Genomic DNA, 22,233 nt, shown 5'->3' on the forward strand with positions numbered 1-22,233 from the left:
CCCCATGTCCGTCCTCACCAACGCCTCCGCCACGATCGCCCGCCGCGGCACCACCGCCTCGGCCCTCAGCGCGGCCGCGGCGGCACTGACCATCATCGCGTCCCTGGCCACGGCCGAACACCTGCTCGGCCTCGCGGTCTTCGCGCTGCCGTTCGTGGCATCGGCAGCCCTGATCGCGCTCGCCCCCTCCGGACCGCCCGCGAGGCCGGGAGCGATCCTGCGGGCCTACCCGGCCGCTGCGGCGACGGCGCTCCCCACCACCGCGATCCTCGGACCGTCGGAGGCCGCCGTCGCGGCCTCGGTGGTCGCCGCGGTCGCGCTGATGGCCATCCTGCGCGCGCCGCACATCCCCGCGGCGCTGTGCGCGGGCAGCATCGGGCTCACCGGCCCCGGCCTGGGCTACCTCCCGCACACCCTGATACCCGCGGTGGCGATCGTGCTGGTGGCCGCCTGGGTCGCCGGGCGGCTCGTTCCTGGCTTCGAGTACCCGTTGCGCGGGTGATACTGGTCGACACACGATGGAGGTGAGGCCGTGAGCGTGGTGCGCAGGATCGTGGACCTCTCACACCCGATCGACACCGGCATGCCGGTGTACCCCGGCGACCCGGCAGCGAGGCTGACACCGCACTGCACCGTGGCCCGCGACGGCTACAACGTCCTGCGTGTGGAGATGGGATCGCAGTCCGGCACCCACGTGGACGCGCCGGTACACCTGCGGGACGGCGACACCCCGATCGACCGAATGGACCTGTCGCTCTTCGTCGGTCGCGGTGTCGTCTTCGACCTGCGCGGACTGGCCCCTCGGCAGCCGATCACCGCGGCGATGATCGCCGGGCCCGCCGAATCGGTGCGGACCGGCGACATCGCGCTCGTCCACACCGGGTGGGACCGGCACTACGGCACCGACGTCTACTACGACCACCCGTTCCTCGGCGCCGACGCCTGCGCGCTGCTGCTCGAGCGCGGGGTGCGGGCGTTCTGCCTCGACGCGCCGAGCGTCGACCCGTCCGGCGATGAGGACACGGACTATCCGGCGCACCACCTGATCGCGAAAGCGGGCGGCGTGATCGCCGAGAACCTCTGCAACCTCGAACTCGTCGACTTCCCGGACCCGCTGATCAGCATCCTGCCGCTGAAGCTGGCTGGCGGCGACGGTGCGCCGGTGCGGGCGGTCGCGATGGAGCTCGACCGGCCCTGACCATCACCGGCTGCGGCCGACCAGACCCACCGCCGCCGCCTCGATCTGCTCCTCGGAGACCAGCACCAGGCGCGCGGCCTCGCCGAGCGGGACGAAGCTGTCCTCGCTCGTGACCCGCGCGATCGCGCCCTCGAAACCCGAGTCGACGAGCGCCGCGATCACCCCCTCCGAGACACCGCCCGACCGGCGGGTCTCGTCGACCACCAGCACCCGCCCGGTGACCCGCGCCTCGCGGAGCAGGTCCGCCACGGGCAGCGGTGCCAGCCAGCGCAGGTCGAACACGCGCGCGTCGAGGCCGCGCGTGCGCAGCCGCCGGGCGACCCGCAGGCTCATCCGGAGTCCGTTGCCGAACGTCACGATGGTCAGGTCCGCTCCGTCCCCGTGGGTGCGTCCACTCCCGATCGGTACGTGCGCCGCAGCCCAACCGCCCGGCCCCTCGTACGGCGCCAGCCAGCCCTCGTCCCCGGGCTCGTGCAGGTCCCGCTCGTGGTACAGCGCGATCGGTTCGAGGAAAACGCACACCGCGCCTTCGGTTTTCGCGGCCGCGACACAGGTGCGGAGCATCGGGGCGGCGTCCTCGGGCCGGGCGGGGGAGGCCAGCACCAAGCCCGGGATGTCACGCAGCACGGCGACCGCGTCGTCGTTGTGGAAGTGACCCCCGAAGCCCTTCTGGTATCCGTAGCCTGCGACCCGCACCACCATCGGGTTTCGGTAGCGGCCGGACGAGAAGAAGCCCAATGTCGCTGCCTCGCCCCGGATCTGATCCTCCGCGTTGTGCAGATAGGCGAGATATTGGATCTCCGGGATGGGCAGCAGCCCGGAGACACCCGCGCCGAGCGCGAGCCCGAGCACGGTCTGTTCGTCGAGCGGGGTGTCGAATACCCGAGCCGTACCCGCCCGGTTCGCGAGCCCCCTTGTGACGCCGTAGACGCCACCCTTGCGGGCAACGTCCTCACCGAAGACCATCGCCTCTTGGTACGCAGCGAGGGTGTCGAGCAGGGCACGGTTGATCGACTGCGCCAGGGTGAGACGACCCGCATACTCCGGCAGTGCACCGTCGAAAACCTGTGCTCGAGAACGTGTCTCGGCCGGTTTGTCGACCCCGGCGGACACCGAACCGGGGTCCGGTCCGCGCAGCGGCGACATCACAGCGTCCGCGGTCGTCAGCCGGGGGAGCAGGGCGACCTCGCGAGCGAGCGCCAGCACGTCGTCGCGCTTGCGCCGGTACCGGGCAAGCACCTCGGCAGGCGCAAGGGCCCCCGACTCGACGAGCAGCCGGGCGGTGCCGAGCAGCGGGTCACGGCGCTGTTCGGCGGCGATCACCGCGGGAGATCGGTAGGCCGATTCCACGTCCGAGCCCGCGTGCCCCATCAGCCGGACCGTGCGCAGGTGCAGGAACGCCGGGCGCCGGTGCTCGCGCACCCAGTGTGCGGCGCGCGTTGCCGCGTCGACGGCGGCGGCGAGGTCGCAGCCGTCCGCAGCGAAGTACTCGAGCCCCACCCGGCCCGAGTAGGCGGACTCGATCCAGCCCCCGGGGGTGGGCACGCTGACGCCGATGCCGTTGTCCTCGCACACCAACAGCAAGGGCAGCGGTAGACCCTCGTACGCACCCAGCGCCGCCGCGTTGATCGCGCCGACCGCCGTCGAGTGATTGGCGGAGGCGTCCCCGAAGCTGCACACGGCCACCGCATCCGCGGGCCAGGGCGTATCGACACCCAGCCTGCGGGCCCTGCCGATCGCGAACGCGACGCCCACCGCGCGCGGCAGGTGTGAGGCGATCGTGGAGGTCTGCGGGATCACCGCGAGGTCGTGGCGGCCGAACACCTTGTGCCGCCCGCCGGAGATCGGGTCGGCGGCGGCCGCGACCACCCCGAGCAGCACGTCCCGCAGCGGATCGCCGCCGCCCACCTGGCGCGCGCGTTCGAGGAAGAAGCCGCCGGACCGGTAGTGCAACAGCGCCGGGTCGGTCGGCCGCAGCGCGCCCGCCACCGCCGCGTTGCCCTCGTGACCCGACGAACCGATCGTGTAGAAGCCCGCGCCACCGGCCTGCAGCACGCGGGCGGCGAGATCGAGGTGTCTGCTCCCGAGCTGGGCATCGAAGAGCTCCAGGCAGCGGGCCACGGTGAGCACCGAACCCTCGCGGACGGGTTCCGTCGGGGCGGGCGAGCGCCAGGGGGTCGGGCTCGCCATCGCCCCGACGGACTCGATGAACTGCTCGTCGATCGGTTCGGCCATGCGGACCGTCCTGCCCGTGCGGGGTCTACGCGCAGTTCGACAATATCCGGTCAGCCGATGGCGGCGGGGTCCATCCACATGACCTCCCAGACGTGCCCGTCCAGGTCACGGAACGCGCGGCCGTACATGAAGCCCTGGTCCTGCGCCTCCATCCAGGCCGAGCCGCCCGCGCCGATGGCGGTGTCGACCAGCGAGTCGACCTCCTCCCGGCTGTCCGCGGAAATGCACAGCAGGGCCTCACGAGACTTCGAGGTGTCGCAGATGTCGTCGGAGATGAAGTCGCGGAACCGCGCCTCCTGCAGCAGCATCACCGTGGTCACGTCGTTGATCACCATCGAGGCACAGTTCTCGTCGCTGAAGGTCTCGTTGAACCCGAATCCGAGTCCGTCGAAGAACTTCCGGGTCGCCTCGATGTTCTTCACTGCCAGGTTCACGAAAAGCATGCGGGACATTGTCTGCTCCTGTCATCGGTTGCGTCGCTGCGTCCTCGGCTTCCGAGGTCGTCGAACGGTTAGACCGCCGCCGATCGGAAAACTCATCGGTCCACGCAAACTATCTCCGTTGGACGCGGTCCGGGCACTGCGGACGCCGGTTGGACTACCGTCGAACCCGGCGCTCGTACCGCCATGAATCCACACGAGTTCGAAGGAGACAACGCCATGTCGCAGCAGGTTCGGGGTGTCATCGCCCGCTCCAAGGGAGCGCCGGTCGAGATCGCGACGATCATCATCCCCGACCCCGGGCCCGGTGAGGTCGTCGTCGCCGTCTCGACCTGCGGGGTCTGCCACACGGACCTCACCTACCGCGACGGGGGCATCAACGACGAGTACCCGTTCCTGCTCGGACACGAGGCGGCCGGCATCGTCGAGAGCATCGGCGCGGGTGTCGATTCGGTCGAGGTGGGCGATTTCGTGGTGCTGAACTGGCGGGCGGTCTGCGGTCAGTGCCGCGCCTGCAAGCGCGGACGCCCCCAGTACTGTTTCGACACCTTCAACGCGACGCAGAAGATGACCCTCCAGGACGGCACCGAGCTCAGTCCCGCCCTCGGCATCGGCGCGTTCGCAGACAAGACCCTGGTACACGCCGGTCAGTGCACGAAGGTGGACCCGTCCGCGGATCCCGCGGTGGTGGGTCTGCTCGGCTGCGGCGTCATGGCGGGCATGGGTGCGGCCATGAACACCGGCAACGTCGGCCGCGGCGACTCCGTCGCGGTCATCGGCTGCGGCGGCGTCGGTGACGCCGCGATCATGGGGTCCCGGCTGGCGGGCGCGGGCACGATCATCGCGATCGACCGCGACCCCCGCAAGCTCGAGTGGGCTACCGAACTCGGCGCCACCCACACGATCAACGCCGCCGAGGTCGACGACGTGGTCGAGGCCGTACAGGAACTGACCGGTGGCTTCGGCGCCGACGTGGTGGTGGACGCAGTCGGGCGGCCGGAGACCTGGAAGCAGGCGTTCTACGCGCGCGACCTGGCCGGCACGGTGGTCCTGGTCGGCGTGCCCACCCCGGACATGACGCTGGAGATGCCGCTCATCGACTTCTTCTCCCGTGGCGGGGCACTGAAGTCGTCCTGGTACGGCGACTGCCTGCCCGAGCGCGACTTCCCGATGCTCGTGGACCTGTACCAGCAGGGTCGGCTGCCGCTGGAGAAGTTCGTCACCGAGCGGATCGCGCTCGACGAGGTGGAGCAGGCCTTCGAGTCCATGCACCGCGGCGAGGTGCTGCGTTCGGTGGTCGTGCTGTGAGCGGCGCGCTGAGGGTCGACCGGGTCGTCACGTCGGGGACGTTCAGCCTCGACGGTGGCACCTGGGACGTCGACAACAACATCTGGCTGATCGGCGACGACTCCGAGGTGGTGATCGTCGACGCCGCACACACCGCGCAGCCGATCATCGATGCGGTCGCAGGCAGGCGGGTGAAGGCGATCGTGCTCACCCACGGGCACAACGACCACGTGACTGTCGCGCCGGAGCTGTCGGAACGTCTGGATGCCCCGATCCTGCTGCACCCCGCCGACGACGTGCTGTGGCGGATGACCCACCCCGAGGTCGCGCACCTGCCGCTCGAGGACGGTCAGCGTATCGCGGTGGCGGGCACGGAGATCCAGGCCATCCACACGCCCGGCCACTCTCCGGGCTCGACCTGCCTGTACCTGCCCGAGGCGGGCGAGCTGTTCAGCGGCGACACCCTGTTCTCCGGTGGACCGGGGGCGACCGGGCGCTCGTTCTCCGATTTCCCGACGATCATCGGGTCGATCCGCGACCGACTGTTCGCGCTACCGGCGGAGACCCGGGTGCACACCGGGCACGGCGACGGCACCACGATCGGCACCGAGTCGCCGCACCTGGAGGAATGGATCCGGACGGGATCCTAGCCCCGGACGGCGGGTCGGCCCGGTTCCCGGGTCCGACCCGCCGTGCCGCGAGGCTCAGGCGTCGATCTGCCACACCTTCGGCCTCCGGGCGTCCACCTGGCTAGTGTGGAGTCCGGGTAGGTGCCCCCAGCCGGGCACCTGCACGTCGGGGGCGAGCGGAAGCGAGAGACCGATCAGCACCATGCGCACGGCCGAGTATCCGCGCCCATCACACGTCCTACTCCACCTGAGCGATACCCACCTGCTCGATCGCCCCGGCGCGCTCTACGGCGGGGTCGACAGCGAGGCCCGACTACGGCAGATCTTCGCCGAGATCGAGGCGTCACAGGCGAGGCCCGATGCGCTGGTGTTCACCGGCGACCTCGCCGACAAGGGCGAACCCGGCGCCTATGCGAAGCTTCGCGCCCTCGTCGACCCCGTCGCGGACTCTCTCGGTGCGCAGGTCATCTGGGCCATGGGCAATCACGACGACCGCGCCCACTTCCGCGCCGTGCTCTTCGACGAGGATCCGCAAACCGGGCCGGTCGATCGCACCTACGATGTCGACGGCCTGCGCATCATCACCCTCGACTCGACGGTGCCCGGACACCACTACGGCGAGATCGGTGAGGCCCAACTACGTTGGCTTGCAGCCGAACTCGAGACGCCTGCACCACACGGCACCATCCTGGCGCTGCACCACCCGCCGGTTCCGTGCGTGCAGGATCTCGCGGTGCTCGTGGAGTTGCGCGACCAGACGCGGCTCGCCGAGGTACTGCGCGGCAGCGATGTGCGGGCCATCCTGGCAGGCCATCTTCACTACTCGACGACCGCGACGTTCGCCGGCATCCCCGTCTCTGTCGCCTCCGCCACCTGCTACACGCAGGATCTCACCGTGCCGCCAGGAGCCCAGCGCGGACGCGACGGCGCCCAGGGCCACAACATGGTGCACGTCTACCCAGGCACCATCGTTCATTCCGTCGTCCCGATGGGCGGCCATGACATCGTCGGCGAGTACGTCACCGCAGGGGAGACCGCGCGGCGACTCGCCTCGGCCCGGGTTCGGATCGCAGACAGCGAACTCCCGGTGGTGCCGGTGAGTGCCGACCGGGTGTAGCCGGCGCGCGACCAGCTACTTTCACGGCGACGTTCACTAGAGTCGGGGCATGGCTACCGTCTGGACAGTTCCGATCGACATCACACCGCGCTGGCTTGCCTCGCCAGAGGTCCAGACCTTTCTCGCATCCAACGACCTGGCCGACGCATCGCCGGATCCGCGGGTGCGGCTGGCGCAGTTCGCCGATGTGGCCACGGCCCTCGGGCGAAATGTGGGGCGGACGTTCACGTCGGTGCAGGCGGCATCGGCAGCGCTGTTCGATCGGATCGACGGTGACGGCCACGGTGTCCCGGTGGCCCTCAGGCTCGCGGCGCTGCGCCTGATCGTGACGACGGTTCATCAGACTCGTCCCGCCCCGAAACCACTGCCCGCGCGGGTGGCCGAACAGTTGGGCGTGTACGTGTACGCGCTGTTGGATCCACGCAACCGGTCGGTTTTCTACGTGGGGAGTGGACGCGGCAACCGCGTATTCGGCCACGTGTGGGCGGCGCTGGAGGAGACCGAGAGTCGTCAGTTGCTCGAGGGCCAGGAGACGGACCGCCCCGAGGTCACCACCGCGAGCATCAGGCGTATTCGCAGCATCTACGACGCCGGCCACGAGGTGGAGCACTACATTGTGCAGCATCAGATCACGGCCACCGACGACGATCGGGCCGCGGACGGGGTTCGCATGGCGCTCGCAGGCGTGCTCGGCCTGCTCGAGCAGGAGACCGAAACTCCCGGCCTCACCAACCTCGCAGGCGAAACTCTCGAGCTCACGGCTGCACCGGTAGATGATCTGGTGCTGCAGTATGCGGCGGAACCGGTGCCGGACCTACCCACGCCGTGCTTCCTGGTCGAGGTGAAGGGAGCGGCGAAACGGGGGGCGACTCAGGATGAGATCTACGCGATGGCACGTCAGTCGTGGGCGGCCGGGAACGCTGTTCGCGAGACCGTCAACATTCCGGTGATCGTGTTTGCGGACAACATTGTTCGGGCGGTGTACCGCGCCGAGTCGTGGGCGATGGCGCCACGCACGACCGACACCACGCTGTGGCGGTTCACTGGCGCCGCCGACCCGGAACTCGAGGCCCAGTTCGTGAAGAAGCGGGTCACGCCCGATCGCGTTGGGCTCAAGAAGTGGCCGGGGTCCGGATCGGTGTCCCACCTGACGCACGCGCGTCCGGGACGGTGAGACAGCCAAGGGTATAGAGCGCTTCAGGACTCCCAGGGTGCGGGGATGGGGAAGTAGTTCTCCAGGAACTGCGTCACCTTCGCGGTGCGCAGCTCGAGATCGATCTCGGGCGCGCTGCCGTCGTTGAGGCAGAAAAAGTCCATCGATCTTTTGGCGAGCAGCGAATCCATTTCCTTGAGACCGGATTTCATGGTGGTGTCCACGTACTTCACCCGGGCCGCGGTCTGTGCCACCGCGCGTCCGCTCATCAACGCGTAGTAGTGATACAGCGAGTTGGTGACCGAAATGTTGGAGCTCGCCCGGAAAGTACTTGCGGCCGTGGCCGCGAACTCGTCGGGGAACTCCTTCTCCATCTCGGCCATCACGCTCTTGCGCAGCGGAGTGGCCGCATGCTCGAGGTGCCGGGTGGTCATCAGACCGAAGCGCTCCTGCAGCAACCGACGGTTGACCCGCGCCGCGTTCTCGAACCCACTGCGCTCCCCGTCGTTGTGGCCCAATCCGATTCGCGTTGTCGCCTCGATGAACATGCTGACGCCGCCGGGGGAGAAGAACATCTGGGGTCCGACCGGCCGGCCGAAGAACATGTCGTCGTTGGAGTACAGGAAGTGCTCGGCAAGGCCGGGGATGTGGTGCAGCTGGCATTCCACGGCCTGCGAGTTGTGGGTGGGCAGCACCGACGTGTCGGCGAAGAACTCCTCGCTCGGCATGAATGTGACCCGGGAGTCGTTGGCCAGCCACGCGGGCCGGGCGGAATCGGTGGCCACGAAGATGCGCCGGATCCACGGCGCATACATGTGGACGGACCGCAGCGCATACTTCAACTCGTCGATCTGACGGAAGCGGGCCTCGGAGTCGTCGCCCTCCCCGACCACGTGGTTCTGCATGCGCTTGGCGCGCTGCGCCTGCCATTCCTTGGATGAGCCGTCCACCCACGAGAACACCAGGTCCACATCGAAGTTGATGTCCGACGCGTGGTCGGCAAACATGTTCTCGATGGTCGGCCACACCTTGCCGAACCGTTCGACCGTGCCCCGCACGGCCTCTTCGGGGCGCACTGTTCGTCGGGTCAGCGAGTTCTCGATGGGCAACACGATCTCGTCGTCCGATATCGACCACAGCTCGATCTGCACGCCCGTCGACGCCCCGTAGTTCAGTCCGCTCGCCAGCTCGACCCGCGGCCGGAACAACCGGAAGATGCGGGCCTTCGACGTGGTCGACAGCGTGCCGTCGGCCACAAGGACCGCCGGGCTGCGTTTGGCATCGACGGTCTTCGAGTAGAACGGGAGGTCCTCGCACGCCGCGACGAGAGCCGCGCGCAGGATCTTGCGGTCGGCCCAGTTGACGGCGATCACCGGGCGCTCGTCGTTGCCCCGCACCAGCAGGTATTCGATGCCGGCGGCGTCAAGGGTGTCGCGGATGAACAGCAGGTCCTCCACCACGGCCTCGTGTGGGGTCGTCGTGGTGATCGAGAGCGCGAAGCGGCCCTTGAACCGGACGACCTCGGGGCGATCGCGCAGCCGCGCCTCGGCTGCCGCGGACGCGTCCCGCACGGCGTCGCTCGTCTCCTGCTCCGGGGGAACGAAGTAGATGTCATTCGGGGCAGCAGAGTGTGTGATTGTGGTCCTTCCGGTGGTGACCGCGACAGGGCGGCCACCCGCCAGTCTAGTTCTCGCGGGCGCCGCCGCCGACCTGCGCCTTTTCCGGCCCTCGAGGACCGGTTAGCTCAGGTCCCACACCTTCGGCCAGTCCTTGCCGCGGGCCGCGGCATCGGTGCCACCGTCGACGAACACGACGGACCCGACGAAGTAGCTGGCCTCGGGGCCGAGCAGGAACGCCACCAGAGCGGCCACCTCCTCGGGCTTGCCGCCGCGCCCGGCGGGGATGGTGGACAGGAAATGCTCCATGCCCGCGCCGACCAGCGGGTCCTTGCGCCCCTCCTGGGTCATCGGGGTGTCGATCAGGCCGGGCGCGATCGCGTTGAGTCGGATGCCCTGCGCGATGTACTCGGCGGACTTCGTCCGGGCATAGTAGGCCAACGCGGCCTTGGTGGCCGGGTACGCCTGGATGGCGGCCCACTCCCCGAATGTCGCGGCGACAGCGTTGGCGCCCGATTCGTCGCCTGCCAGGCAGGCGTCGGCGAGATCGGTCGGCCAGTTCGGTTGGCTGGTGGTGGAGTTGGAGCTGACCAGCACCACGGACGGGTTCTTGCCCGCGGCCAACAGCGGGCGCAGGCCCTCGAGGAGTTCGATGGCGCCGAAGTAGTTGACCGCGATCAGCAGATTCGCGGGGCGGCCCGCGGCGGCGGCCAGGCCGGCGAACGGGACGTATCCGTCGATGCTGCCGTCGGCCAGCGCTGCCACCTGCGCGATCGCGTCGCGGCGCCCGTCGGCCGTGCTCAGGTCGACGTTGACGTCCGCGTTGTGCAGATCGACGCCGATGACGCGGTGGCCGTCGGATTCCAGCCGCGCCTTGGTGGCCGCGCCGATGCCGGAGGCACAGCCGGTGATGACGTAGGTCGCCATGAAATTCCCTTCGAACAGAAGATCCGATGCGATGCGGCCAGATGCCGAATCGGTCAATGGGCATGCACCGAGCGACACCCAGTTGCCGAAGATATCCCCCGAGCCGATGGCTGCGTCCAGGTTCGTCCGAATCGGAGGCTAGGTGCCGTGCCCCGACCACCGAACCGATTTGTCCCGCTGAGCGGGACCCGGATCGCGCACGTCAACTCAATCGAAGGCCCGCTCGTCGATCCAGTCGGCGTTGAACATCCGGGCGATCGACGCCAACGCACTGGTGTCGCCGTCGACACTGGCCGAGGTGACCATCAGCCGGTCGACCATCGTGGTGGCCGCGGACTCCTCGACCGTGTCGGTGGCGTAGAGCAGCGACCACGGGCAGACCTGATAGTCGCGGTGCCCGCGACCGATGGTCTGCCGGGCGGCGATGCCGGAATACCGGGGCTGGTGAAAGAACCCGATCCGCGGGGTGGCGGTGGCGCGACTCCCGTCGGCGAGGTGCTCGGCGGCGTGCAGGCTGATCGCGGAGGTCGTGTTGAACACGACCACCCTGGTCTCACCGCGCTGGAACCGCAGCCGCTCGTTCTCGGCGTCGCGGCGGCCGCCGAAGATCCGGGACACCGCGATGCCGCGATCCTCGAGCAGGTCGGCCACCGGCTCCGCGCCGGTGCTCACCATCTCCGTCGCGACCAGGCACTGGTAACCGCGTTCCACGGTCGCCGCCACCAGGTCCCCGGTGTGCGGCGCACGGATCATCCCGGCCTTCTGCCGGAACCGGATCAGCGCCGCCCGCCCGCGAGCGGTGTCGGAACCGGTTCGTGCGAGCTGCATCTCGCGCCGGTAGTCGCCCCACTCCATCTCGTACTGCCGCCGCTGCTCGAAGGTCAGGTCGACGCCGAGCCCGTCGATCGGGGCCTGGCCCCATGGCGCGTCGCGGTGCAGCATCACCGGCGGTTCGGCGGAGGTCATCGCGTCGCGCACCAGGGCGACGGCATCGGCCTGGACCCGACCGGACGCCTTCGCCTCCGCCGTCCACTGCCAGCGGCCCATGTACCGCTCCAGCGGCACCCCGAGCTCGACCAGCCGGGCGCCGAGCTCGTCCCACCGTTGCGGCGGCTCGCGGTGCACCTGCGCCAGCAGCGACGACAGGTAGCGCCACTCGCCGGGGTGGTGCCCGAGGGTCGCGGTCAGCGAGATCACGAACGGCGCCTTCTCGGGCGGGTCGAGGTGCCGGGTCACCCGACGCTGGTAGTCGGTGCGCTGCGAGTCGTGTCGGAAATTGTGCGCCTCGTCGTTGACGACGACATCGAACCGGTACCTCGGCCTGCCGTTGCGGGCGATGAGCTTCTTGAGTTGGTCGGGGGAGATGATCAGCCACCGGTATCCGCCGTCCCCGACGGCCGCGATCGACGCACGCCAGTGTGGGATGGTGATCGAAGTGGGACGGTCCACGGTGACGAGAATCGCCTCGCCACCGCGCTGTTGAGCAACTGCCTTCGCGCCGGCGATCGCGCTGAGCGTCTTGCCAAGGCCAGGGTCGTCCGAGAGGCAGAAGCCCCGGGAGTTCGCCTCGGCCGCCCGGGCGATCGCGGCGGCCCCCTCGATCTGTTCGGGTCGCAACTCCTTCCTGGCGGCCTCCGCGGACGGGCCCCTGGTGCCGTTCAGCTCGTCCTCGACCCACTGCTGGTACGAGTACGGCTTCGCCGCGTAGGGACGGAGCTCCTCGGGCAGGCTCGACCCGACGTAGGCGTGGGCTTTGATTCCGCCGTAGTACTTCGCGCCGGGGGCGGGCGCCCGGAACGGCACCTCGAGCACCCAGATACGTTCCCCCGCACCGGCGGCGGGGGAGTCGGACTTCGTCGACTGGCGGCTGGTCTTGCGGCGGGCCTTGGCGGTCACCGGTCAACCGTAGCCACGGCGTGCGACATGTCGGCGGCGCGGGCGCGCCGCGGGCCTCAACGCACCGCGGTCGCGATCAACCGACTAGACCGCTGCAACGCCTCGACGTACTCCTTTTCGATGCTCTCGACGATCGTGCTCACCGGTTCGATCGCCCGGATGGGCTGGAGCCCCTGGCCGGCAGCCCAGACGTCCTTCCATCGCTTCATCGATTCCGTACCGGCGGTGTAGTTCTTCTCCCCGGTCGGCGGCGTCAGATTGTCGGGATCGAGCCCGCAGGCGACGAGGCTGGGCTTGAGCCAGGAAGCCGGGGTGCCGGTGATCGCGGAGCTGACCACGAGGTCGTCGGGACCGTGGTCGACGACCATCTGCTTGTACCCGTCCGCGGCCATGCTCTCCGCGGCCGCCAGGAACCGGGTACCCATGTAGACCAGGTCGGCGCCTGCGGTGATCGCACCCGCGACACCGTGACCGTCGCTGATGCCGCCCCCGATGATGATCATCCCGTCGAAGAACTCGCGCACGGCAGAGGTGAACGCGAAAGGCGACAGGTGACCCGTGTGTCCGCCTGCGCCCGCCGACACGCAGGCCATGCCGTCCACGCCCGCGTCTGCGGCCTTGTGTGCGAGGCGAAGGTTCACGACGTCGGCGATCACCGTGCCGCCGTACCCCTTGACGGTGTCCATCACGGGCTTCGGGGACCCCAGGGCGGTGATGACGATCTGCGGCTTGTATTCGGCGATGAGGCGCAGGTCGTCTTCGAGGCGGGCGTTGCTGCTGTGCGTGATCACGTTTGCCGCCCACGGGGCGACGGGGACCGAGGCGGCCTCGGCCGCGCGGAGCTGATCGGTGATCGACCCCATCCACGTGTCGAGGTCCGCCGCGGTGCGGCAGTTCTGCGTCGGGAAGGAGCCGACGATGCCTGCGGTGCAGGCTGCGGTGACGAGCTCCGGGCCGGACACCAGGAACATCGGTGCCGCGACGACCGGCAGGCGCAGGGTGGACAGGAAAGAGTCGGTCATGATGTTTCCTCTATCGGGAGCTGTCGGTGTAAGTGTTTGCGTGAGTTCACGATGCGGCACGGACGAGGGCACCGAGAAGCTCGGCGGCCGCCGCCCGGTCCACCTTGCCCAGCGCGGTCAACGGAAGACGGTCGACGCAGTGCGCGGCCTTGGGGCGTTTGTAGTCGGGCAGTCGGCTGCGGCTCTCCGCCAGGACGATGTCGTCGTCGACCCCCGCGTCGGCCGCCGATGTGTACGCGGCGACGATGCGTTGCCCCCACACCTCGTCGGGCAGCCCGACGACCACGACATCGTCGACCCCGGGGATCGCGGAGATCGCCTCCTCCACCTCGCGGGGATAGACGTTGTATCCGCCGGTGATGATCATGTCCTTGCTGCGGCCGGTCAGGTGGATGTAGCCGTCTTGGTCGCGGTAACCGAGGTCGCCCGAGTAGAGCTCGCCGTCGACATGACTCTTGCCCAGATCTGTTCGCGTGCCCGCATTGTGATATCCCGGGCTGACCGCGGGGCCTGCGACCACGAGCTCGCCGACCTCCCCGTCGGGGACGGCATCACCGAGATCGCGGATGACAATGTCCGCCTCCGGGCAGGCCCGCCCCACCGATCCGAGCAGGTCGGGGTTCTCGAGTACGCCGCGCCGGTGGTCCGCCGCGGTCAGCACGGTCAGCGGCGGGATCGCCTCGACCATCCCGTAGTACTGAACGAGATTGGGCGTGATGCGGTGGTATGCCTGCCGGAGGTGCTCGACCGGCATCGGTGCGCCCGCATACGCGAGCATGCGCATGCGCCGCATCACCGACAGTCGGTCGTCGTCGAAGTCCAGCAGCCGGGCGATGACCGTGGGCACCAGCGCGGTGTGCGTCGCGGCGTGGGCCTCGACGGCGTCGATCAGACCCGCCGGACCGATGTGATCGAGCAGCACCTGGCGTCCGCCGGCCTCGAGGAACGGCAACACGAAGAGCCCGCTGGTGTGAATGACGGGGCCCGCATGCAGGAACACCGCCGGCTCGGCGCCGTCGAGGGTGCCTGCGAGCACGTGATCGCGCATCGCGCCCAGCGAAGCCAGCCGGTTCGCGTGGGTCCGTTGGGCGCCCTTCGGGACCCCGGTTGTCCCGGACGAATAGTGCAGCGCGCACAGCGAATCCGGCTCGGGCGTAGGCATCGCAGCGTGGCGTGCGGCACCCGTCGCCAACTCGTCGAGCGACGGCCCGGTCGACGTGGTCCCGTCGACGGTGATCACTGTCGGGGTGAGCGTCCGGGCGGCGAACTCGGCCGCGCCCTCGATCCGAGGGTCGACGATCAGCGCAGCCGGCGCGCAGTCGTGCACGACGCGTTCCCAATCCATCGGCCCGACACGCGGATTGAGCGCGACCCGGACGAAGCCGCCGATCGACAGCGCGAGATCGACCTCGACCGCCTCTACGACGTTGCCGAGCAGGACGACGACCCGGCCCCCCATGGCGAGCCCGAGGTCATCGAGGGCTCCGGCCAGCGCGTGCGCCCGGTCGGACAGTTCGGTGAACGTTCGAGACTTGCAGCTGTCCTCGATCGCGATCGCGGGCCCGTACCGATCGGCCGCGGTACGAAGCACGTCGGCTATCGACATGAGGCTCCTTCCATTCGCTACAGTTATTGAAGTAGACAACAGGCGGGCGAGTTTCCGCAAGGGCCGCACCCCGACCGCACAGGAGGAGTCCCCATGACCCAGAGCCTTTCCCCGTCGGACCGTCGCGCGCCGTGGGTGATCGATGCCGTCCGAACCCCGTTCGGGGCGGCCCGCGGGGCGCTCTCGCGCGTCAGGGCCGACGACCTGGCCGCCCTTCCGATCGCCGACCTGGTCCGCAGGCACCCCGCGCTCGATCCAGGCCGCATCGACGACGTCGTCTGGGGAAATTCCAACGGCGCGGGCGAGGACAACCGCAACGTGGCCCGGATGGCGCTGCTGCTGGCGGGGCTTCCGCACACGATTCCCGGGGTGTCGGTCAACCGTCTGTGTGGCTCCGGCGCCGAGGCGGTGTTGTCCGCGGTCAGGCGCGTCGCGGTCGGCGACGCCGAGATCACGATTGCGGGCGGCTCGGAGAGCATGAGCCGCGCGCCCTACGTGCTCCCGCCCGTGGACTCCGCGTTCCCCCGATCGATGGAGCTGATCCCCACCACGGTCGGGTGGCGGATGCCGAACCCCCGATTCCCCGCGGCCTGGGTCGAGACGCTCGGCAGATCGGCGGAACTGGTGGCGGAGCAGCTGGGCGTCGGCCGCCTCGAGCAGGACGAATGGGCGCTGCGGTCCCACGAACTGGCCGCCAGGGCGTGGACCGACGGCGTGCACGACGGCTTCGTCACGCCGCACCCGACCCTCGACCGCGACGAACCGATCCGCGAGACCGACGCGGCCACCCTGGCCGCCCTGCGGCCGGCCTTCTCGAGCGGCGGCAGCGTCACCGCCGGGAACTCGTCCCCGATCAGCGACGGAGCGGTCGCGGCGCTGGTCGGCACCGGAGCCGTCGCCGACGAACTCGGTGTCGAACCGCTCGGCCGGGTGCTGGCCTCGGCGGTCGTCGGCGCCGAACCCGACAAGTTCGCGCTGGCGCCCGTCGCCGCGATCGCAAAGGCCCTTGACCGCGCGGGTCTCGAGCTCGCCGACGTTCGAGTGCTCGAGCTCAACGAGGCGTTCGCCGCGATGGTCCTGTCCTGCCTGCGTGAGCTCCCTGGCATCCCGGCCGATCGCGTCAACCCCTTCGGCGGCGCCATCGCCCTCGGTCATCCGATCGGTGCGTCGGCGGCTCGGATGGTGGTCGACTGCCTGCGCCATCTCCGCCGACTCGGCGGGGGCATCGGGGTCGCGGCTGCGTGCATCGGCGTGGGACAGGGCATCGCTATTGTGTTGGAGGCCTGAACAAGCGATCTGCGGGACGCGATCGTCGCAGGCAGTACGGGAAGGTGGGTGACGTGGCCGAACCCGGCGCCGCCGCACCTCCTAGTCCGGTCGCCCAGACGATCGACCTGCTCGGCGACCGGCTGACACTTGCCATCCTGCGCGAGGTCTTCGTCGATCACGTGCGCCGCTTCAGCCAGTGGATCGACCGAACCGGCGCTCCGCCCGCCATGCTGACTGCACGACTGAACGCGCTGGTCGAGGCGGGATTGATGGAACGCAGGCCGCAGTCGAACGGCGGCGACCGCCACGACTACCTGCTGACCGAGCTCGGCCTGGCGACCTGGGAGATCCTGGCCAGTGTGTGGGCATGGCAGCGCGAATGGTCCCCGGAAGGGCTGCTGCAACCCGAGTTGGTGCACATCGACTGCGGCCACCGGGGGCCACCGGCGATGATGTGCAGGCAGTGCGACGGCGCCATCGGCGCGCGGGATGCACAGCTCGAACTGGACCGCGAATCGCTGGTCCTCGTGGCACGGGGCGGGCGAAGGCGGTCGACGCGCACTGCCCCCTCGGTGAGCCGGGCCGACCTGCAGTTCACCGAGGTCATGGAGGCGATCGGCGACCGCTGGAGCGCCATGGTCACGGGCTTGGCGCTGTCGGGGGTTCGCCGCTTCGGCGAGTTCCAGTCGATCCTGAGCATCTCGCCGACGACCCTCACCGAGCGGCTGGGACGGCTGTCCGAGGTGCAGATACTCACCCGGAGCGAACACGGCGGCGGCCGCGAGTACCTGCTGACCCCGCGCGGCAGGGGATTGTTCCCGATTTTCGCCTTCCTGTTGTCGTGGACAGAGGTCGCGCATCCCGGCGCCCTCCCGCTCGGTCCGAAGATCCGCCACCCCGAGTGTGGCTCCTGGTTGCTCCCGGCGCTGCGCTGCCGCGGCTGCGAGGCCAGGCTGGAACGCACCTCCGTGCGCTTCGAGCCGTTTCCGTTCGGCGCTCGGCTCCCGCGCTAGCCCGACGCACTCTCACCCTCGAACGGCCCGACATCGTCGACCGTTGACAACCCGCTGTGTGTCCTGGTTCACTTCAATAACAGTAGTTATATCGGTCAAAGCGGACGACCGCCCCTCGTCCGCACACCCCACCCACCCCGATGACTGACTGATCTCGCCACAAATCTGTTGACACAGGAACGAGCGCCCATGTTCTTCGAAACCCACCTCGAACTGCTGCAGGCAGCGGCAGAGGCCAACCGCACCCGCACCGCGTGGACCGGGTATGCGCCCATCACCCCGCCCGACGCCGCGCAGGCCGACGCCATCCTCGGCGCCTACGACGGTGCCACCCTGACGCTTTCGTCTCCCACAGGCTCGGTGATCACCGCCGACGAGGTCTCGCCGTACACCGCGAAGGCGCTCAACGTCAGCTACAGCGCACCCTCCGTGGACGAGGCGCTCGTGGGTGCGGCCGCCGCGGCCACCGCCCTCCGCGACGCCGACGTCGAACGCCGGATCGGTGTGTGCCTGGAGGCACTGCACCGGATCCACCAGCGCGGCCAGGAGTTCGCGGCCGTCACCTCCCACACCACCGGACAGAGCCTCAACATGGCCTGCAGCGGAAGCGGGACCAATGCACTCGACCGCGGCCTCGAGGCCGTGGCGATGGCCTGGTCGGCCATGACCCGGGTACCCGGACACGTGACGTGGCAGCAGCGATTCGGCAAGTCGGACGTGACCCTGCGGAAGCGATTCCGCGCCCGCCCGCTCGGCACCGCACTCGTCGTCGCCTGCGCCTCGTTCCCCGCCTGGAACGCCTACCCGGCGATCCTCGCGAACCTGGCGACGGGAAATCCGGTTCTCGTCAAGCCGCACCCGCGCTCGGTGCTCGCGACCGCGCTCGCGGTGGGCGTGATGCGTGAGGTGCTGACCGAGGCACAGCTGCCTGCCGACGCCGTTCAGTTGGTCGTCGACACCGTGGACGCCCCGGTCGCGGGGCAGCTGGCGACCAGCCCCGAGGTGCGGATCGTCGACTTCACCGGCAGCCCAACGTTCGGGTCGTGGCTGGAACGAAACCTCCCGAACACCCTGGTGTTCACCGAGACCGCGGGCGTCAACACCGTTGTCCTGGACTCCGTTTCCGACTTGTCAGCAGCCATGCGCACGCTCGCCGGGGGTCTCTCGCTCTTCAGTGGTCAGATGTGCACCACTCCGCAGAACATCTACATCCCGGACGCCGGTGTGCGCACGGACCAGGGTGTGATCGCACGAGACGACGTCATCACCGCACTCCTCGCGGCGATCGACGATCTGGCAGGCGCACCTCGCCGCGCCGGTGCCGTCTGCGGCGCGCTGCAGTCCGACGCGACGCTGCACTCGATCACCGCGCTCGCCGACGCGGCCGAGGCGAGCGGGACCCTGGTCCGCAGGCCGCTGCCGTACGCGCACCCGGACTACCCCCAGGCCCGGGCGGCGACCCCGCTGGTCATCCGGGTCGACCCACGCCGGGGAGACACCCTTCCCGAGGGCGAACAGTTCGGTCCGGTCGCGTTCCTCGTCGACGCCGCCGACACCGCCTCCGCGGTGGAGCACGCGACCGCGAGCGTCCGCAGTCACGGCGCTATCAGCTCGTACCTCTACTGCACCGACGACGCCATCATCGACGAGGTGGCCGACGCATACGCCGACGCCGGGGCCTCCCTCTCGGCGAACCTGGTGTCCTCGATGCCCATGCAGTTCGCGGCCGCCTACAGCGACTACCACGTCACCGGCCTCAACCCTGCCGGCAATGCGACCCTCACCGACGAGTCCTTCATCGCCGGGCGATTCCGCATCGTCCAGGATCGTCGCCAGATCGAAGGGGAGTAACCATGTCCCAGTTCACATCCGGCGTCTACATCTACGACGCGGTTCGTACCCCGAAGGCGCGGGTCCGGCGCCAGGGCGGCACGTTCGCCGACGTACCCTCACACGAACTCCTCGCCCAACTGCTGTCCGCCCTGCAGGAACGCGGACTCCCCGCCGACACGGTCGACGATGTCATCGTCGGCACCAGTACGGCTGTCGGCGACCAGGGCGGCGATGTTGCGCGTGCCGCTGTGCTCTGGGCGGGCTGGCCGGACCAGGTCGGCGCCGGGGTGGTCTCCCGACTGTGCTGCTCGGGGCTCGACGCGATCGAGTCCGCCTCGGCCAAGGTGGCCTCCGGCATCGCCGATGTCGTCGTCGCCGGCGGCGTCGAGTCGATGTCGCGGGTACCGATGCTCTCGGACAGGCCGGCCTTCGTCTCCGACGAGGAGCTCGGCGACCGCACGGGCTACGTGACCATCGGGGTCTCCGCCGACCTCACCGCAGCCGAATACGGTTTGACACGAACGGATCTCGACGCCTACGCGGTGACCTCGCATCGCCGCGCCGCCGCGGCCCCGGCGTCCCGGTCCGTGATTCCGGTCCGCTCGGGCGCCACCACGATCCTCGAGTCGGACGAGGGACCCCGACCGGACATCAGTCTCGAGTCACTCGCCGAACTCGCCACCCTCTTCGGGGAGGATCCGTCGTGGAGCAGGGTGGCGATGCGTCTGCCCGCCGTCCGGCGTCCGGATGGCGGGCTGCACACCGCCGCCACCGCCCCGCAGATGGCGGACGGTGCGGCGATGGCGGTCTTCGGTTCCTCCGCCGCGCGCGATCGGATCGGCCGCGAACCGATCGCGGAGGTGGTTGGCGTCGCCCAGGCCGCCGTGCGCTCACCGCTGCTGACGGCATCCGTCGTCGCCTCCAGGCGTGCCCTCGAGAACGCGGGGATCACCGCCGGGCAGCTCGACGTGATCGAGGCGAACGAATCCTTTGCCGCATCCGCCCTGGTGATGACCCGCGAGCTGGGGCTCGATCCGACCAGGGTCAACCCGCTCGGCGGATCGCTCGCCACCGGCCACCCACTGGGCGCGGGTGGTGGAGCCCTCCTCGTCAACGCCCTGGATCAGCTCACCCGCATCGACGGCGAGTACGCCCTGGTCACCATCCCGGCAGCGCTCGGGCTCGGTGCCGCCGTCGTCGTTCGCCGACTCCGCTGACCCACTGCCCCCAGACCACTGCACGAAAGGACGCCATGAACGCCATCTCGGCAGGCCACACCGCCAACCGCTTACGCCCGTGCCATCCCGACAGCCGTGTCGACGACTACCTCGAACACCAGTGGTGGTCGCCGCTGACCGTGCTGGACCTCCTCGACGGCCAGGTGCGAAGCCGCGGAGACGCCCCGGCGGTGACCGATCCGACGAATCTGCCCGCGCTGTGCGGGATCGAGCCGGAGTCACTGACATGGCAGGAGTTGGACGCACGCGTCGACGACCTGGCCGCGAAGCTGCACGAGTCGGGAATCGGTCCAGGCGATGTCGTTGCCGTGCTGATGCCCAACTCCGTCGCCCTGACCGCGACCTACTTCGCCCTGTGGCGCCTCGGAGCGATCGCGGCCCCGATGCCGGCCTCGTACCGACGGTACGAACTGACGCGGATCGTCGAATCCGCTGCGGCCGTTGCGGTTGTCACCGTCAACAGCTTCGGCGACCGGTCGCCGTCCGAGGAGGCGCTCGGCCTGATCGGCGAGTTGCCCTCCCTGCGCACCGTGTTCACCTTCGGCCCGCCCGCATCGGATGGAGGACGGCCGCTGGACGCGGCCCCCGCCACCGACGGATCGCTCGATGCCGTGCGTCGCGCCTATACGGCGCTGCCCCGATCGGTGAACGACTGCATCACGATCTGCTGGACCAGCGGCACCGAGGCGGCGCCCAAGGGCGTACCCCGGTGTCACGGTGACTGGATCGCGGTCGGGCAGGCGGTTCAGGACGGACTGGAAACGGACGAGGCAACGGTCATGCTCAACCCGTTCCCGATGGTCAACATGGCCGGGTTCGCGACCTCGCTGCTGCCGTGGCTGCTCGGCGGCGGTCACGTGGTCCACCACCACCCACTGGACCTGGCCGTCTATCTCGATCAGCTCCAGCGCTACCGCGTCACCCACACGAGCATGCCGCCCGCGATTCTCACCATGCTGCTGCAGCGGGAGGACCTTCGGACCGCATACGACCTGTCCGCGCTCCGCCGGGTGGGTTCGGGTGGCGCCCCGCTGCCCCCCGGCGTGGTGCGCGACTGGCAGTACTCGCTCGGTGTCGAGGTGCTCAACTTCTTCGGCTCGAACGAGGGAGTATGCCTGCTCGGCGCTCCGTCGGACACGCCCGACCCGCTGATCCGCGCGGAGTACCTGCCGAACTACGGCGCACCGGACAGGTCGTGGGCCACCGGGGTGGCCGAGCGCACCTCGGTGCGCCTGGTGAACCTGGCGACGGGCGAGGAGGTGACTACGGTCGGCGGACGCGGCGAGCTCAGGCTGAAGGGACCGACGATCTTCGCCGGCTACCTGGAGGGAACCGCAGCATCGAGCCCGTTCGACGAGGACGGATACCTCTGCAGTGGAGACATTTTCGAGCTGTGCGGAGACAACGGCGAGTACCTCAAGTTCGTCGACCGCAGCAAGGAGATCATCATCCGCGGAGGCATGAACATCGCTCCTGCCGAGATCGAGGGGATTCTCATCGACCACCCCGCCGTCGCCGATGTGGCCATCGTCGGGTATCCCGATGACGTCCTCGGCGAGAAGTGCTGTGCGGTAGTTGTTCCCGCCAACAGTGACGGGGTCGCACTCGAGGACCTCGTGGACTTCCTGCGCGCGAAGGAGGTGGCGTCGTTCAAGCTGCCGGAACGGATCGTGACGGTCGACGAGCTTCCCAGGAACCCGATCGGAAAGCTGCAGCGGCGCGACATTCGCGGCGCGGTCGAGAAGGTCGGCTGA

The 22,233-nt window shown here is 69.4% G+C and carries 19 protein-coding genes; 11 read left to right on the top strand and 8 right to left on the bottom strand.

Annotation, left to right across the window (positions count from 1 at the left end; all coding sequences use genetic code 11):
- Window positions 1-4 precede the first annotated feature (4 nt).
- Together C8K38_RS21895 and C8K38_RS21900 are read left to right on the top strand one after the other, a co-directional pair.
- The gene (locus C8K38_RS21895) at window positions 5-502 is read left to right on the top strand and encodes an HPP family protein (protein ID WP_097213499.1); all 498 of its coding nucleotides are present in this window, start codon (window positions 5-7) and stop codon (window positions 500-502) included.
- A gap of 30 nt (window positions 503-532) precedes the next feature.
- The gene (locus C8K38_RS21900) at window positions 533-1,198 is read left to right on the top strand and encodes a cyclase family protein (protein WP_097213500.1); all 666 of its coding nucleotides are present in this window, start codon (window positions 533-535) and stop codon (window positions 1,196-1,198) included.
- A gap of 3 nt (window positions 1,199-1,201) precedes the next feature.
- On the opposite strand, the gene C8K38_RS21905 is transcribed toward C8K38_RS21900, so the two are convergent.
- Both C8K38_RS21905 and C8K38_RS21910 read right to left on the bottom strand, forming a co-directional pair.
- The gene (locus C8K38_RS21905) at window positions 1,202-3,433 is read right to left on the bottom strand and encodes a thiamine pyrophosphate-dependent enzyme (protein ID WP_097213501.1); all 2,232 of its coding nucleotides are present in this window, start codon (window positions 3,431-3,433) and stop codon (window positions 1,202-1,204) included.
- A gap of 50 nt (window positions 3,434-3,483) precedes the next feature.
- A complete protein-coding gene (locus C8K38_RS21910; protein WP_097213502.1) occupies window positions 3,484-3,885 on the bottom strand; it encodes a VOC family protein in 402 nt (133 codons plus the stop codon).
- Window positions 3,886-4,092: 207 nt separating this feature from the next.
- Between C8K38_RS21910 and C8K38_RS21915 the strand changes: the two genes are divergently transcribed.
- Together C8K38_RS21915 and C8K38_RS21920 are read left to right on the top strand one after the other, a co-directional pair.
- Window positions 4,093-5,181: an S-(hydroxymethyl)mycothiol dehydrogenase gene (locus tag C8K38_RS21915; RefSeq protein ID WP_097213547.1), complete on the top strand. Its 1,089-nt coding sequence runs from the start codon at window positions 4,093-4,095 to the stop codon at window positions 5,179-5,181.
- Complete coding sequence (locus C8K38_RS21920; protein ID WP_097213503.1) at window positions 5,178-5,810, top strand: MBL fold metallo-hydrolase; 633 nt, start codon at window positions 5,178-5,180, stop codon at window positions 5,808-5,810. Before C8K38_RS21915 ends, C8K38_RS21920 begins: the two co-directional genes overlap by 4 nt.
- Window positions 5,811-5,864: 54 nt before the next feature.
- On the opposite strand, the gene C8K38_RS27855 is transcribed toward C8K38_RS21920, so the two are convergent.
- Complete coding sequence (locus C8K38_RS27855; protein ID WP_257017716.1) at window positions 5,865-5,999, bottom strand: hypothetical protein; 135 nt, start codon at window positions 5,997-5,999, stop codon at window positions 5,865-5,867.
- On the opposite strand from C8K38_RS27855, the gene C8K38_RS21925 reads away from it, so the two are divergent.
- A complete protein-coding gene (locus C8K38_RS21925) occupies window positions 5,992-6,906 on the top strand; it encodes a phosphodiesterase (protein WP_097213504.1) in 915 nt (304 codons plus the stop codon). The two genes, C8K38_RS27855 and C8K38_RS21925, sit on opposite strands and share 8 nt — an antisense overlap.
- Window positions 6,907-6,955: 49 nt before the next feature.
- A complete protein-coding gene (locus C8K38_RS21930; protein ID WP_097213505.1) occupies window positions 6,956-8,080 on the top strand; it encodes a hypothetical protein in 1,125 nt (374 codons plus the stop codon).
- A 23-nt stretch (window positions 8,081-8,103) separates the two neighbouring features.
- On the opposite strand, the gene C8K38_RS21935 is transcribed toward C8K38_RS21930, so the two are convergent.
- From C8K38_RS21935 to C8K38_RS21955, 5 genes are all read right to left on the bottom strand, one after another.
- Complete coding sequence (locus C8K38_RS21935) at window positions 8,104-9,597, bottom strand: stealth family protein (RefSeq protein ID WP_245222095.1); 1,494 nt, start codon at window positions 9,595-9,597, stop codon at window positions 8,104-8,106.
- A 201-nt stretch (window positions 9,598-9,798) separates the two neighbouring features.
- Window positions 9,799-10,602 carry an SDR family oxidoreductase gene (locus tag C8K38_RS21940; protein WP_097213507.1) on the bottom strand — a complete coding sequence of 268 codons (804 nt, stop codon included), beginning with the start codon at window positions 10,600-10,602 and terminating at the stop codon, window positions 9,799-9,801.
- 207 nt (window positions 10,603-10,809) lie between these two features.
- The gene (locus C8K38_RS21945) at window positions 10,810-12,498 is read right to left on the bottom strand and encodes a DEAD/DEAH box helicase (RefSeq protein ID WP_097213508.1); all 1,689 of its coding nucleotides are present in this window, start codon (window positions 12,496-12,498) and stop codon (window positions 10,810-10,812) included.
- Between the two features lie 56 nt (window positions 12,499-12,554).
- The gene (locus C8K38_RS21950; protein ID WP_097213509.1) at window positions 12,555-13,520 is read right to left on the bottom strand and encodes an NAD(P)H-dependent flavin oxidoreductase; all 966 of its coding nucleotides are present in this window, start codon (window positions 13,518-13,520) and stop codon (window positions 12,555-12,557) included.
- 46 nt (window positions 13,521-13,566) lie between these two features.
- Complete coding sequence (locus C8K38_RS21955; RefSeq protein WP_097213510.1) at window positions 13,567-15,126, bottom strand: class I adenylate-forming enzyme family protein; 1,560 nt, start codon at window positions 15,124-15,126, stop codon at window positions 13,567-13,569.
- Between the two features lie 93 nt (window positions 15,127-15,219).
- Between C8K38_RS21955 and C8K38_RS21960 the strand changes: the two genes are divergently transcribed.
- The 5 genes from C8K38_RS21960 (at window position 15,220) to C8K38_RS21980 (ending at window position 22,233) form a co-directional block, all read left to right on the top strand.
- Entirely contained in the window at window positions 15,220-16,413 is a 1,194-nt protein-coding gene (locus tag C8K38_RS21960) for a thiolase family protein (RefSeq protein WP_097213511.1), read from the top strand.
- Between the two features lie 53 nt (window positions 16,414-16,466).
- On the top strand, window positions 16,467-17,408 hold the full coding sequence (locus tag C8K38_RS21965) for a winged helix-turn-helix transcriptional regulator (protein ID WP_097213512.1): 942 nt from the start codon (window positions 16,467-16,469) through the stop codon (window positions 17,406-17,408).
- 189 nt (window positions 17,409-17,597) lie between these two features.
- Entirely contained in the window at window positions 17,598-19,259 is a 1,662-nt protein-coding gene (locus tag C8K38_RS21970) for an aldehyde dehydrogenase family protein (protein WP_097213513.1), read from the top strand.
- A 2-nt stretch (window positions 19,260-19,261) separates the two neighbouring features.
- On the top strand, window positions 19,262-20,458 hold the full coding sequence (locus C8K38_RS21975; protein WP_097213514.1) for a thiolase family protein: 1,197 nt from the start codon (window positions 19,262-19,264) through the stop codon (window positions 20,456-20,458).
- Between the two features lie 35 nt (window positions 20,459-20,493).
- A complete protein-coding gene (locus C8K38_RS21980; protein WP_097213515.1) occupies window positions 20,494-22,233 on the top strand; it encodes a class I adenylate-forming enzyme family protein in 1,740 nt (579 codons plus the stop codon).

This window comes from Rhodococcus sp. OK611 (genome assembly GCF_003050885.1).
GTDB lineage: Bacteria > Actinomycetota > Actinomycetes > Mycobacteriales > Mycobacteriaceae > Rhodococcus_G > Rhodococcus_G oryzae.